At 58.2% G+C, this 13,737-nt stretch carries 13 protein-coding genes; 8 read left to right on the top strand and 5 right to left on the bottom strand.

Translation table 11 applies throughout. The features are described 5' to 3' along the window. Positions 1-11: 11 nt before the first annotated feature. A complete protein-coding gene (locus tag JWR17_RS26330) occupies positions 12-104 on the top strand; it encodes a UvrB/UvrC motif-containing protein (RefSeq protein ID WP_366944145.1) in 93 nt (30 codons plus the stop codon). Positions 105-224: 120 nt separating this feature from the next. Here the strand turns inward: JWR17_RS26330 and JWR17_RS09535 are convergent, their stop codons facing one another. Then, a complete protein-coding gene (locus tag JWR17_RS09535) occupies positions 225-1,283 on the bottom strand; it encodes a patatin-like phospholipase family protein (protein ID WP_299830594.1) in 1,059 nt (352 codons plus the stop codon). 150 nt (positions 1,284-1,433) lie between these two features. On the opposite strand from JWR17_RS09535, the gene JWR17_RS09530 reads away from it, so the two are divergent. The 6 genes from JWR17_RS09530 to JWR17_RS09505 all read left to right on the top strand — a co-directional run bounded on the left by JWR17_RS09530 (position 1,434) and on the right by JWR17_RS09505 (position 7,419). Then, positions 1,434-1,712, top strand: coding sequence for a hypothetical protein (locus JWR17_RS09530; RefSeq protein ID WP_299830592.1), 279 nt, complete (start codon positions 1,434-1,436; stop codon positions 1,710-1,712). Between the two features lie 164 nt (positions 1,713-1,876). Then, positions 1,877-2,794, top strand: a complete 918-nt coding sequence (locus tag JWR17_RS09525) for an AAA family ATPase (protein ID WP_299830590.1) — start codon at positions 1,877-1,879, stop codon at positions 2,792-2,794. Beyond that, positions 2,764-3,759 carry a DUF58 domain-containing protein gene (locus JWR17_RS09520; protein WP_299830589.1) on the top strand — a complete coding sequence of 332 codons (996 nt, stop codon included), beginning with the start codon at positions 2,764-2,766 and terminating at the stop codon, positions 3,757-3,759. Before JWR17_RS09525 ends, JWR17_RS09520 begins: the two co-directional genes overlap by 31 nt. Continuing rightward, positions 3,756-5,750 carry a DUF3488 and transglutaminase-like domain-containing protein gene (locus tag JWR17_RS09515; RefSeq protein WP_299830587.1) on the top strand — a complete coding sequence of 665 codons (1,995 nt, stop codon included), beginning with the start codon at positions 3,756-3,758 and terminating at the stop codon, positions 5,748-5,750. The genes JWR17_RS09520 and JWR17_RS09515 overlap by 4 nt, the downstream gene beginning before the upstream one ends. Next, on the top strand, positions 5,751-6,518 hold the full coding sequence (locus tag JWR17_RS09510; RefSeq protein WP_299830585.1) for a CHAD domain-containing protein: 768 nt from the start codon (positions 5,751-5,753) through the stop codon (positions 6,516-6,518). 106 nt (positions 6,519-6,624) lie between these two features. Then, entirely contained in the window at positions 6,625-7,419 is a 795-nt protein-coding gene (locus JWR17_RS09505) for a thioesterase family protein (protein WP_299830583.1), read from the top strand. Here JWR17_RS09505 and JWR17_RS09500 read toward each other — a convergent pair. The 4 genes from JWR17_RS09500 to JWR17_RS09485 form a co-directional block, all read right to left on the bottom strand. Next, entirely contained in the window at positions 7,388-7,615 is a 228-nt protein-coding gene (locus JWR17_RS09500; protein WP_299830582.1) for a hypothetical protein, read from the bottom strand. The two genes, JWR17_RS09505 and JWR17_RS09500, sit on opposite strands and share 32 nt — an antisense overlap. A 129-nt stretch (positions 7,616-7,744) precedes the next feature. Continuing rightward, positions 7,745-9,223, bottom strand: a complete 1,479-nt coding sequence (locus JWR17_RS09495; protein ID WP_299830580.1) for a methyl-accepting chemotaxis protein — start codon at positions 9,221-9,223, stop codon at positions 7,745-7,747. Positions 9,224-9,342: 119 nt separating this feature from the next. Next, on the bottom strand, positions 9,343-10,830 hold the full coding sequence (locus tag JWR17_RS09490) for an MDR family MFS transporter (RefSeq protein WP_299830596.1): 1,488 nt from the start codon (positions 10,828-10,830) through the stop codon (positions 9,343-9,345). Between the two features lie 52 nt (positions 10,831-10,882). Further along, entirely contained in the window at positions 10,883-11,935 is a 1,053-nt protein-coding gene (locus tag JWR17_RS09485; RefSeq protein ID WP_299830579.1) for an HlyD family secretion protein, read from the bottom strand. Positions 11,936-12,185: 250 nt separating this feature from the next. Here JWR17_RS09485 and gltX point away from each other — a divergent pair, with 250 nt between their 5' ends. Beyond that, entirely contained in the window at positions 12,186-13,667 is a 1,482-nt protein-coding gene (gene gltX / locus JWR17_RS09480) for a glutamate--tRNA ligase (protein WP_299830577.1), read from the top strand. Positions 13,668-13,737: the final 70 nt, after the last annotated feature.

The raw sequence follows: 13,737 nt of genomic DNA, 5'->3' as shown, positions 1-13,737 counted from the left end.
TGGAAGAGAAAATGTACCAACTGGCCCGCGACCTGGAATTCGAAGCTGCCGCACAGATGCGCGACGAAATCGGCAAGTTGCGCGAGCGGTTGTTGGTGGTTTGAGGGCTATCCACTTGCTCAACCGCCTGTAGGGGCCAACGTGTTGGCGAGAAGCTTGATGCGGTTTGTCAGGTATGCCGCCTCGCCAACAAGTTGGCTCCTACAGAGAGCCTGCGATCCGAGTCAATGATTATGCTCGGCCTCATACCGATCCAGGGTGTCCCGAGCAATCTCCCGACCCAACGCGATTAATTCGGGTGCTTTGTAGAACTCGAAAAACCGGCACACGCGCTTAGGCACGTTAATCAGGATATCTGGCGGATAACCGGCGATTTTGTATTGCGCCAATGACGTTTGCATCACTTCAAAGCTCTGGTTGATCAAATCCAGCAAAGACGCGGGTCCGACGTTGTCGATGATGAACGAACCACTGGCAGAACTCGGCGCACCTCCAGCCGCAGGCGCGGCGGACGGCTGCTGCTCTTGAGGGGTGGCGCCGTCATTCAGCCAAGGGTTTTCAATCGTCGCGCTGCTGGATTTAAGGCTGTCCTGTTCCAGACGCAGCACCTCGGCATCCGTGGTGGGTTCCAGCTTGCGGCGGAACGGCAAATGCGAGCCCAGGGAATTGATCAAGTTGTCGAAACGCTTTTTCACCGCAGGCGGGCGCTCAATCACCGGTAGCTGATAGTGCTTCTGGTTGGTCGAGTTAAGGTTCACCGCAATAATCAAATCACAATGGCTCGATACCACGGGCACAATGGGCAACGGATTCAGCAAACCGCCGTCCACCAGCATTCGATTGCCCTGCATCACCGGGGTGAACAAGCTCGGAATTGCCGCGGAGGCGCGCATGGCCTGATGCAAGCAGCCTTCCTGAAACCAGATTTCCTGTTGGTTAGTCAGGTCAGTCGCCACGGCGGTGTACGGTATTCTCAGGTCTTCGATGTTGATTTCGCCGACGATCTCCCGGATCTGGCCGAATACTTTTTCCCCGCGAATAGCCCCCAGACGAAAACTGACGTCCACCAGACGCAGCACGTCGAGGTAATCGAGGCTTTCAATCCACTCGCGGTATTGCTTGAGTTTGCCCGCCGCATACACGCCGCCGACCACTGCACCCATGGAACAACCTGCGATGCAGGCAATGTCGTAGCCGCGCCGTTCCAATTCTTCAATCACGCCGATGTGCGCATAGCCCCGCGCACCTCCGGAGCCGAGCACCAGTGCTATTCGCTTTTTCATGTTTTTTTCCAAATCGCAAGGTTCCACCATACGCGTGAAGCAGTCCCGCTGTAACTGAGTTACCCTTGCCGATGCTTGGTCCACGGCACTTTTCGGCGCGTGCACCGTCAAAGTGCCGCACAGTCGAAATTAATTCTTGAGGTAACACCGATGAAAGCCTGGATCTGTCTGCCATTGATTGCTTTGGTTCTCGCAGGTTGCGCCGGTAAAACCGCGTACCGCGACAGCTGCGCTACCCAACTGGATGCCGCCTGGCACGAGCTGGACCTGGCAAAAGCCGAGGGTTTCGCGGGCACCGTGAGTTATTCCAAAGCGCTGTCATTGTTGACCGGCGCCAAAACCCAGCAGCAGTTTGAAGCCTACGAAGGCTGTTCGACCAAGGCTGAGAAGGCGCGTTTCTACATCACCGAGTCCCGCGCGGGTCGTTGATACAGGTGTAATTTTCCACGCTTTCATCTCAAGCCACCGAGCGCAGTCTGCTCTCGGTGGCTTTTGTGTTGTGGGGGCTGGTTAAACCCATTGCGCAGACTTTACAGTGGTCACTTATCTGGCCTCGTTTGCCGTCAACAGTCGTCTGGGAAGGAAGGCTTTTTATGGTCAGTAAACTCGACGCATGCCTCAACGCAGTGAGTGAAGTGGTGTTGGGCAAAGACCCGCAAGTACGTTTGGCCTTGACGTGCCTGCTGGCCGGTGGGCACTTGCTGATCGAAGATTTGCCCGGTATGGGCAAAACCACCCTCAGCCATACCTTGGCCAAAGTCTTGGGGCTGAGCTTTCAGCGAATTCAATTCACGTCGGATCTGCTCCCTGGCGATATCCTCGGCACCTCGGTGTTTGATCGGGAAACCGGGCAATTCACCTTCCATCCAGGGCCGATCTTCGCCGAACTGGTGCTGGCTGACGAGATCAACCGGGCCACGCCGAAAAGCCAAAGCGCCTTGCTCGAAGCCATGGAGGAGGGCCAAGTGACCATCGAGGGGGCAACACGGCCCTTGCCTGATCCGTTTTTTGTCATCGCCACGCAAAACCCGTTTAGCCAAGGCGGCACCTTTGCGCTGCCGGAATCACAGCTGGACCGCTTTCTCATGCGTTTGTCGTTGGGCTACCCCGCCAAAGCGGCGGAAAAAGCCTTGCTGCAAGGCGAACCTCGGCGAGATTTGCTGCCCCGCCTGCAGGCCATTCTCAACCATACTGAATTGGCGGCTTTGCAGGCACAGGCTCGGCGGGTGCGGGCCAGTGACGCCCTGGTGGATTATGTGCTGCGCTTAGTCGATGCGACCCGCAGCCAAGCACAATTTGCTTCGGGTTTATCGCCGCGGGCGAGCCTGGCGATCCTGGCCGCGGCCCGGGCTTGGGCGTTGTTGGCGGACCGGGATTACGTTATTCCGGAAGACGTGCAAGCGGTGCTGCCATCGGTGGTCGGCCATCGCCTGCGGGAACGGTCCGATCCCATCGGGCAGGGTGGCGGGGTGTTGGTGCAATGGCTGTTGCGGGAGGTGTCGGTGCTGTGATGGATCCGCTGAAACCGTTTTGGCAGCGTTGGCTGGCACGGCGAATACCGCCCGCGTCCCGCGTTGAGTTGAATCACCGCCGAATCTTCATCATGCCCACCCGCACCGGCGCCACCTTTGCGTTGGTGCTGGTCCTGATGCTGTTGGTGGCGATCAACTACCAAAACAGTTTGGCGTACGGTTTGACCTTCCTGCTGATGTCGGTGGGAATCCTGACGATCTTGCACACGTTCCGTAACCTTAGCGGACTGGTCCTGAGCGCAGGCTCTGCACGGTCGGTATTCGTCGGCGAGCCATTGATGCTGCGCTTGCGTCTGCAAAGCGCCAAACGTAGCCACCACGCCATTGCGTTGGGCTGGGACGTCACGCAATTGCAGGCGCTCGATGTACCCGGCGCCGGGCTGGCTGAAATAGACATCGGTCTGCCTGCGCTTAACCGTGGCTGGCTGCGTGCGCCGCGTCTGCGGGTCGAAAGCGTCTTCCCGCTGAGTATCTTCCGCGCCTGGAGCTGGCTGGATTTGCAGCAGTCGGTATTGATCTACCCGCGACCGGTGGCGGGTGCCATGCCGCTATTGAAAGGCGCACAACCCCACGCCGATGATTTGGGCGAAGCCACGCTCGGGCCGGGGGTTGATGACTATCAAGGGTTGAAGCTCTATCAGCCGGGCTACTCGAGACGCCGCCTGCATTGGAAAGCCTATTCCCGCGGCCAAGGCCTGTTGATCAAGGATTTTACCGACGTCAGTGGCCACGATTTGTGCCTGGACTTCATGGCCCTGGGTGGCGACATCGAAGAGCGCCTGTCGCGGCTCTGTTATTGGGTTCTGGAATTGTCTCAGCGCCGGCAACCGTTTGCCTTGCGCCTGCCCGGTTTCCTACTGCCGTCCAGCAGCGGAGACGAACACCGCGAAGCCTGTTTGCAAGCCCTCGCTTTGTTCGGCACGCCGTCTGGCGGTAAGCAATGAACCTGACCCTGCCGATCCCCCGCGCCAGCCTGATCTGGCTGCTGATTGCCCAGGCCTTGATTACTGTGTCCTTTCTGGCCCACCTGCCGTTCTGGATGATCGGTTTATGGTTGGGTTGTACTGCGTGGCGGGTCCAAGTGCTGCGGATGCGCGCCGATTACCCCGGCACACTGCTCAAAACGGTGTTGTTTGTCGCGACAATCGCCGGGGTGTTCTTGTCCCGAGGCAGCCTGGTCGGGCTGGACGCCGGCGCGTCGTTGCTGTTGGGGGCTTTCATTCTCAAAACCTTGGAAATCCGCAGCCGCCGTGACGCGCTGGTCCTGATTTTTCTAGGCTTTTTCTGTGTCGCGGTGGGCTACCTGTTCGAAGACGGGCTGCTCTGGGGCCTGTATTCGCTGCTGCCCATCAGCCTGTTGCTGGCGGGGTTGATCGGCTTGCAGCACGCGGTGCCCACGGGCAAAACATCCGACTCGCTTAAATTGGCTGCCAAGCTGATGCTGCAGGCTGTGCCGCTGATGCTCTTGCTGTTCCTGTTTTTCCCACGACTGGAACCGCTGTGGTCCCTGCCACAACCCAGCAACAAGGGCGTCACCGGGCTGTCCGACAACATGGCGCCGGGTGACATTGCTGACATGAGTCGCTCGGCAGCGTTGGCGTTTCGGGCCAGCTTTGACGGGCCGATGCCCGCGCAGAATCAGCTGTATTGGCGCGCACTGACCCTGGACCAATTCGATGGTCGGCGCTGGTCCCAGTCCGGCAAAGCCATGCGCATTGAACTACCCGCGTGGCAAAAGCGCGGCGACGAACAGAGCTACAGTATCGTCATGGAACCTAGCGGGCGGCCCTGGCTACCAGCGATGGACATCGCTGAAACCACCTTGGTGGGCGTGCGCCAGATGAACGACTTTCGTCTGCAGCGGCGACACCCGGTGGATCAGACACTGCTCTACACCGTTCATTCCTGGCCACAGGCCGTTCGCGAAACGCAACTGAGCGAAGCGACCCGGCGCCAGAATCTGCAACTTCCCACCCATGGCAACCCCCAGGCGCGAGAATGGGCGGCTGACCTTAATCGGCGATACCCCCGGGTCGATGCATTGGTGGACGCGATACTCGCGCACTTCAGCGATGAGCCTTACCGCTACACCCTCAAGCCTCCGATTCTGGGCGCGGACAGCATTGACGATTTCATCTTCAACAGCCGCAGTGGCTTCTGCGCGCATTACGCGGGCGCCATGACCTTTGTCTTGCGCGCGGCGGGCGTTCCGGCCCGCGTGGTGGCAGGCTATCAGGGCGGCGAACTGAACCCTGATGGCCATTACGTCAGCGTCCGTCAGTTTGATGCCCATGCCTGGGTTGAATATTGGCGACCTGGAATCGGCTGGCGCAGTGTCGATCCCACCGCCGCGGTGGCGCCTCAGCGCATTGAGCAGGGGCTGGAACAGGCGTTGGCGGCCAATGAGGAGTTCCTTGCCGACTCGCCTTTTTCCGCTCTGCGCTACCGAAACGTGCCGTGGCTCAATTCTTTTCGCATGAGCTGGGACAATCTCAACTACGGTTGGCAGCGCTGGGTGCTGGGTTACCAGGGTCAACAACAGGTGCAAGTGCTTAGCCGTTGGTTTGCCGGGTTTGATGGTGTGGTGTTTTTTGGTGGCGGTGCCGCGGTCATCGGCCTGTTAGCGCTGTGGCTGTTTAAGCCCTGGCAGCGTGAAACTGACCCACAACTGCGCGCGTTCAAATCCTTTGAGCGGCTGCTGGCGCGCCATGGTTTGCATCGAGGAGAGGCGGAGGCCGCCCGGGACTTTTCACAACGGGCGGCGCTCAAGTTTGCGGATCACGCTGAATTGATTCTGGCCTTCTCAGCTGAATTTGAAGCACTGCGCTATGCCGGCCAGCGCCGGTCACTGACTTCATTGCGACGTATGCTAAGGCAGCTTCGGCGACGTCTGCCGTGGCGGTTTTCGACTAATAGAATGACCGAGGAAGGGTAAATGTCTGCATTGGTTGATCGTCTGGTCGCGCAGTTGCTGAGCCTTGATGTGACGTTAATGGCCTGTCATGCGCGCTTGACTGCTGGAACCGACAGCGAAGCGTTGCATGATCTGCGCATAACGGTCAGGCGGCTACGCAGCGTGCTACGACCGTTACGCGGTTTACCGGGCGTCGAGCAGCTTGAACTGGCGGCTAAAACCGTCGGCCAGTTGACCACGCCGTTACGTGATCGGGAAGTATTAGCCGCTTACCTGGAGCAACGCGGCATGGCCCAGGCGGCTCGCCAGCGCAGCGATACGCTGGGCGCGGCCTATGCAGACGTAGCAAAGTCAACTGAGTTGCAGCGATTGTTCAGCGTGCTGGACGCTTTTCCGCGCTTTCTTCGAGCGTCGCAACATCAGGATTTGCTGCACGATTTGAGAAAACGCATCGAAAAGCGTTTGAACAAGCAGTGGAAAAAGTTACACCGCGCCATGAACGATCCCGCCCATGATCGGCACCGTTTACGTTTGTTGATCAAGCGGGTGCGCTACGCGGCCGAGGCCTATCCGTATCTGGATAAAACCAGCAGATCTCATCAAAAATTGCTGAAAGAGGCGCAAAGCGCCTTGGGCGAATGGCACGATCATTTGCAATGGTTGACCCAGGCCGAGGAACAACCCGACTTGGAACGCTGCGTAACAGCTTGGCAACAGGAAATAATGCGAGCTGAACAAGATTCGGATCAGGCATTGAAACGCTTAGGTAAGGCTACGTTTGGCAAATAACCGGATTCAGGCGGCACTTTGGCGTAAATGAACTCTGCGCAGTGGCAATCTGCTGGTTAAGATTCGGACAGTCCTTTTTCGCTGTTTTGCCAGACATGAGGTCTGCATGAGCTTTTCTGACTTAATTGATGCCGTACGTGATAATCCGCTTTCGGTGGTCATTCCCGGAGAATGGGGCCAGGGCCGTGCCTGTTTCGGCGGGTTGATGGCTGCGTTGCAGTTCGAAGCGATGCGTGCCAAGGTCCCTGCTGATCGACCGGTGCGCTCGCTGGCGATCACTTTCGTCGGCCCCGCTGCGCCAGGCGTGCCCATCAGTTTCGAGGTAGAAGTGCTGCGCGAGGGTAAGGCCGTCAGCCAAGTGCTGGGCCGTGCGATGCAGGACGGTCAAGTGATGACCGTTATTCAAGGCAGTTTTGGTGCGCCTCGGGCGTCGGTTATTTCAGTTCAGGCTGAACCTGCCCCGTCGCTGAAACCCATGGAGGACTGTCAGGAACTGCCGTTTATTCCCGGCATCACCCCGGAATACTTGCGCTTCATGAGTATGCGCTGGGGGTTGGGCGGGTTGCCGTTCAGCAATACACCGTCCCGGGAAATCGGCGGATACGTGCGTTTTCGCGATGCCAAACAGGAGCTGCTTACCGAAGCGCATCTGTTGGCCATGGTCGACACTTGGCCGCCCGCGCTGTTGCCGCATTTGAGCAAGCCGGCACCGGGAAGCTCCTTGACCTGGACCATTGAGTTCGTGCAGCCATTGCCGAAAATGGACACCCTGGACTGGTGCCTGTACCGCGCGGTGATCGAGCATGCCCGCGACGGTTACGGACACACCGCCGCGAGCCTTTGGACGCCAAGCGGAGAGCTGGTGGCGATCAGTCGGCAGACGGTGACGGTGTTTGCTTAAAAGCCTTCGCCGCCACCAGGGCGATTACACCAATGGCAATGGATGGCAGGCTCGATTCCAGCAGGCCATCCACCAGTAGCAAACCGCCGAGAATTGACAAGGGCAGGGCAAGCACCTGCAACGCCAGGTCCGCCGGGTTGCGCAGGCTGTCAGCGTAAGCGCGGGAATGTCCGATAGTGGCTAATAATTTGTTCATGGTGCGGTCCTCTCCATGCATCACTTCAATGCCTGGAGAATAGGCTGGGTGTAGCGGGGCGGCGAATCGAAGTTGGCTATGGGGGTAATAGCCTGTCTGCGGTAACCAAACTAGCACCAGCCACCCCACTCATAACTTCAACTGCCCAATCGCCCGACTCAATTCTCCCGCCAACGTCGCCAGTTCTTCGCTAGTGCTGGCGGACTCCACGGTTTGCTGCACGGTCTGTTCAGTCACGTCACGAATGCTGACAACGGCACGGTTCATTTCCTCCGCCACTTGGCTTTGCTGCTGCGCCGCTACGGCAATCAGGGTGTTGCTTTCGCGCATGTGTGCCACGGCGCCAGTGATCGCAGCCAGCGCTTCGCCCGCTTCTTTGGCCAGTTGCACGCAATCGTCAGCCTTGAATGAGCTTTCTTGCATGAAGTCCACTGCATCGCGGGTGCCGGCCTGTAACGCAGCGACCATGTGGGTGATTTCATCGGTGGAGATTTGCACCCGTTTCGCCAGGTTACGGACTTCATCGGCCACCACGGCGAACCCTCGGCCCATCTCGCCGGCGCGTGCCGCTTCGATGGCGGCGTTCAGCGCGAGTAAATTGGTTTGCTCGGCAATACTGTGAATGACGCTGACCACACCATTGATTTTCTGACTGTCCTGGGCCAGTTGCTGAATCATTTCGGCGGTCTGTTGCACGCCGCTGGATAAGCTTTCAATGGACACTTGCACCCGGTGCACCACGTCTTTACCGCTGCCGGCCAGCGCGTCGGCGGTTTGCGATTGGTCGCGGGTTGCCGTGGCGTTCTGAGCGATATGAAACACCGTGGAGGTCATCTGGTTGATGGCGGTGGCGACTTGGTCGGTTTCGCTCTGCTGACCCAACATGCCATGGCGTACTTCGCTCATGCCTGCAGCCAACCTGACTGCGCCGTCGTCAAGGCGGGCAGCGGTTTGCGCAACGGTGTTCACTACTCGCTGGTAGCCGGCTTGCATGGCGTTGAATGCCTTGGCCATCTGCCCGACTTCATCATCGCCCACCAAGGGCACCCGAGCCGACAGGTCGCCGCTGTGTTCAACGTGAAGCATGACGTCCTTGAGCGTGTCGAGTTGGCTCAACAAAAAACGGATCAACAACTGCGAGGCGCCAAGCATCATCAACATCAGGATGCACACCGCGATGGCGTACTGGGCGAAGCGTTCGGCCATAACCTGCTCAAGGCTTGGGGCAAAGGCCAGTACCGCTAACCGCTGCCCATCGCCTCGAGTCAACACTTCAGCGCCGACCAGGGTTTCGTCGTCCGGCACCTGAATCCAGAGATCGACCCAGCCGTTAGTGCTGTTCAACTCAGGCAGCGGTTGGCCATTTAGACTCGGAATCTGGCCTTGGGTATACGCCAACAGATTGCTGGCGGAGGGCACCGGTTGAGTCTTCGGCCAACTGCCCAGCAGGTGCGCCTGGGTTTTGGCCGAATCTTGCGCGGCGTTGACCCGTGCATGTTGTTCAAGCTGCAACGCGTACAACACCAACATCAACGTGGTGAACAACGCTACCGCGTTCACGGCCCAGAATTTGTATTTCAGGGAAACATTGCTAAGCCAGGCGCCCATGAGAGGTCTTCTTTTGATTAGCGGAACAGTTAAGGCAAGTTGCCAGTACTGTGCCGCAAACCAGTGGGAGGCCTGTTGATATGGATCAACCCCCATGGACTTATGGCGTGCCGTTAAGGCTAGTGTGCGGCTCCGGGCTTGACGCCCTGGGGCAGGGCTTTGGTCAGCAGCACGGCGATCATGCTGATCGCCAGCGCGATGCCGACGAAATGAAACGCGTCGTTGTAGGCCATGATCGTCGCCTGTTGGTGGGCGATTTCGCTGAGTTTGCCCAGCGCCGCCGTTTCGTTGCCGAGCTTGTCGGTGTACAACGCCATGCGCTCAGCCACCTGCGGGTTGCTCGGTACGATGGCTTCACGCAGGTAATCGAAATAGACCTTGGTTCGAGCATCAAGCAAGGTCGAAAGCAAGGCAATGCCAATGGCTCCGCCGAGGTTGCGCAAGATATTGAACAGGCTCGAAGCCGACCCGGCATCCTTGGGTTGGATGTACACCGTGGCGATCAGGGAAATGGTGACCATGATCATCGGTTGGCCCAGGGCCCGGAGCAGTTGCACGTGATTGAACTGCGGTCCGGAGAAGTCCAGGTTAAGCACCCCGGACGCAAAGCTGGCAAAACCAAACAACCCAAAGCCCGCCGCGCAGAGCAGTTTTGGCGGCATGATTTTCATCAGTTGCGGCACCAGTGGGATTAAAAACAGCTGCGGTATACCCATCCACATGATCACCTCACCGATCTGCTGAGAGTTGTAGCCCTGGATTTGCGCAAGGTACAGCGGCAACAAATAGATCGAGCCGTACAACCCAACGCCCATGCCGACGCTGGAAATACTCGACAAACCGAAATTGCGTTCCCCAAGAATTCTCAAGTTGATCAGCGGTTCAGGCTTGGAGAGCTGCACGATGACAAAGGTCAGCAGGCTGATCAGGGCAACACTGCCCAGACCGACAATCAAATGCGACTCAAGCCAGTCCTCGCGATGGCCTTCTTCGAGAAACACCTGCAAGCATCCCAATCCAACCGCCAGTGTGGCAATGCCCAAATAGTCGGTGCTTTTGAGCAACTCCCAGTGCGAGGCTTTCTTTTCCAGGCCGTAAAGCAAACCGGCGATCATCAACAAGCCGGGTGGGATATTGATGTAGAAAATGTATTCCCAGCCGTAGTTTTCCGTCAGCCAGCCGCCCAGCGTTGGGCCAATGGAGGGCGCGAAAGTGGCGGTCATCGCAAACAGTGCCATGCCTTTGGCGCGATGGTGGGTCGGAAGTTTGATCAGGGTCATGGTGAATGCCAGCGGGATCAACGCACCGCCGGTGAAGCCTTGTAGTGCACGAAACACGATCATGCTGTTCAGGCTCCAGGCCATGGAACAGAGCATCGAGGCGATCAGAAAACCGCACGACACCCACACCGCCAGGCGCCGCGCCGAGAGCAATTGCACCAACCACGCGGTGAGCGGAATCATGATGATTTCCGCCACCAGGTATGAGGTAGAAATCCACGATCCTTCTTCAAGGGTCGCCGACAACGCGCCTTGGATATCCTTGAGCGAGGAATTGGTGATCTGGATATCCAGCACCGCCATAAACGCGCCCAACATCACGCTCATGACCGCGATCCAGTCTCGTCGGCTCGGCTCGCCGACGGGGCTGATCAGTTGATCACCGGCCACTGTCAGCGCCGTCAGCTCTGATTTTTACTTTGACTGTCACCGACATGCCCGGGCGGATTTTGCCGTGTAAGGGGTTGTCTGCGGCGAATGTCAGTTTCACCGGAATACGCTGTACGACTTTGGTGAAGTTGCCCGTGGCGTTGTCCGGCGGCAGCAGGCTGAATTGCGCACCGGAAGCGGCGAACAGACTTTCCACCTTGCCTTGAATCGGCGTGTCGGAATAGGCGTCAAACGTCAGCTCGGCAGGCTGGCCGGGCTGCATGTGACCAATCTGGGTTTCCTTGAAATTGGCCTGAACCCAGATGTCCTCGTCGGGCACGATGGATAACAAGTAAGCGCCCACCTGAACGTACTGCCCATTGCGCGCGCCGCGCTGACCAATCAAACCGCTGATGGGCGCGTGTATTTCGCTGCGTTGCAGGTTGAGATTGGCTTGGGCGAGGTCAGTTTTGGCGTTTGCAATCTGCGCGTCCAGGCGTTTTATTTCCGCCCCCAGCGCCACCACTTGCTGGCGCTGGCCTTGCACGTCAGCCTGGGCCTTGGTCACCTGCGAGCGTGCGATATGACTGTCGGCAGTCAGGGTGGTGACTCGCTCTTCGGAGATGTAGCCCGACTTGCGCAAGGTTTCAGCCCGGTTCAAATCCAGCTGCGTGCGGCCAAGCGTGGCCTGGGTGGCGGAGACTTGGGCTTCAACGGACGCGATCAGGCTGCCTTGCTGGGTGAGCTTGCTCTGCGCCTGAATCCGCTCGGCTTCGTGGGTCGCAAGCATGGCCTGGGAACGCTCCACCGCCATGTGGAAGTCAGCCGCGTCCAATCTAACCAATAACTGGCCTTGCTCCACGTGCTGGTTGTCCTGGACCAGTACCTCTTCAACCCGCGCCCCCAGTTGGCTGGAAATACGGGTGATTTCCCCCTGAACATAGGCGTTGTCCGTGGTTTCGTAGAAGCGGCCCCTGAAGTACCACTGAGCAAAGAAGCCGAGGGCGATGAGCAGGACTATGGTGAGGAACACGAACAGACGGCGCTTGAGTTGAGCAGGCATGATTTATTTGAGCTATCTGAATTTTTGAAATGTAAGCGAACTTATCAGTGTTCAGTTCTGGCATATAGCCATGCGCCTTAATAATGACCGTGGCTGATGGTGCGGTATTCATTTAGTCCGTTATGCCCTCCAGTCTGGGAGGAGGGCGCCTGACTGAAGCCGGGCGGGGCAGTGATTACCGGCCTGTGCTGGAGCCGTAAGGGTGTGCCTGTTAACATTCGTCGCTTGTTCGACCTATTCGAGATTTTCAATGACCACCGTCCGCACCCGTATCGCGCCATCGCCTACTGGCGACCCCCACGTTGGCACGGCCTACATCGCTTTGTTCAACTACTGCTTTGCCAAGCAACATGGCGGCGAATTCATCCTGCGCATTGAAGACACCGATCAACTGCGTTCGACCCGTGAGTCGGAACAGCAGATTTTCGATGCGTTGCGCTGGTTGGGGATCGAGTGGAGCGAAGGTCCGGACGTCGGCGGTCCACACGGCCCGTATCGGCAGAGCGAGCGTGGTGAAATTTATCAGAAGTACGCCAGGCAACTGGTAGAGCTGGGCCACGCTTTTCCGTGTTTTTGCACCGCCGAAGAGCTGGACCAGATGCGCGCCGAGCAAATGGCCAAGGGCGAAACCCCGCGCTACGACGGTCGTGCCCTGCTGCTGTCAAAAGAAGAAGTTCAGCGTCGCCTGGAAGCTGGCGAACCCCACGTTATTCGTATGAAAGTACCGAGCGAAGGCATTTGCGTGGTGCCGGACATGCTGCGCGGTGACGTCGAGATCCCATGGGATCGCATGGACATGCAGGTGTTGATGAAGACCGACGGCCTGCCAACCTATTTCCTGGCGAACTGCGTCGACGACCATTTGATGGGCATCACCCACGTGCTGCGTGGCGAGGAGTGGCTGCCGTCTGCGCCGAAACTGATTCTGTTGTACGAGTACTTCGGCTGGGAACAACCGCAGTTGTGCTACATGCCGCTGCTGCGTAACCCCGACAAAAGCAAGCTGTCCAAGCGCAAGAACCCGACCTCGGTGACGTTCTACGAGCGCATGGGTTTCATGCCGGAAGCGATGCTCAATTATCTAGGCCGTATGGGCTGGTCGATGCCGGACGAGCGCGAAAAGTTTTCGCTGCAGGAAATGGTCGAGCATTTTGATCTATCCCGCGTGTCGTTGGGTGGCCCGATTTTCGATATTGAGAAGTTGTCGTGGCTCAACGGCCAATGGCTGCGTGAATTGCCGGTGGAAGAATTCGCCAGCCGTTTGCAGACCTGGGCGCTTAACCCTGAATACATGATGAAGATTGCCCCCCATGTACAGGGTCGGGTCGAGACGTTCAGCCAGGTCGCGCCGCTGGCCAGTTTCTTCTTTGCAGGTGGTGTACAGCCAGACGTCAAATTGTTCGAGCACAAGAAGCTCTCGCCCGATCAAGTTCGGCAGTTGATGCAATTGATCTTGTGGAAGTTGGAAATGCTGCGCCAGTGGAATAAAGATGCGATCACCGCCAGCATCCAGTCGGTGGTCGAACACCTGGAACTGAAGCTGCGCGACGCCATGCCACTGATGTTTGCCTCGATTACCGGCCAGGCCAACTCGGTATCGGTAACCGACGCCATGGAAATCCTCGGCCCGGACCTGACACGCTTCCGCCTGCGTCAAGCCATCGACTTGCTGGGTGGCGTCTCGAAGAAAGAAAACAAGGAATGGGAAAAGCTGCTAGCCGTTATCGCCTAGCCCCGATCCACGCCCTTACTTGAGTAACGCTGGCATTGTGTCCGCCCGGAGCAGGGCGCACAGTGGTCAG

It is taken from the genome of Pseudomonas sp., from assembly GCF_028293835.1.
Taxonomy (GTDB): Bacteria; Pseudomonadota; Gammaproteobacteria; order Pseudomonadales; family Pseudomonadaceae; genus Aquipseudomonas.
Note: the sequence above shows the minus strand (reverse complement) of the source record. Positions and strands in the feature narration are given on the sequence as shown.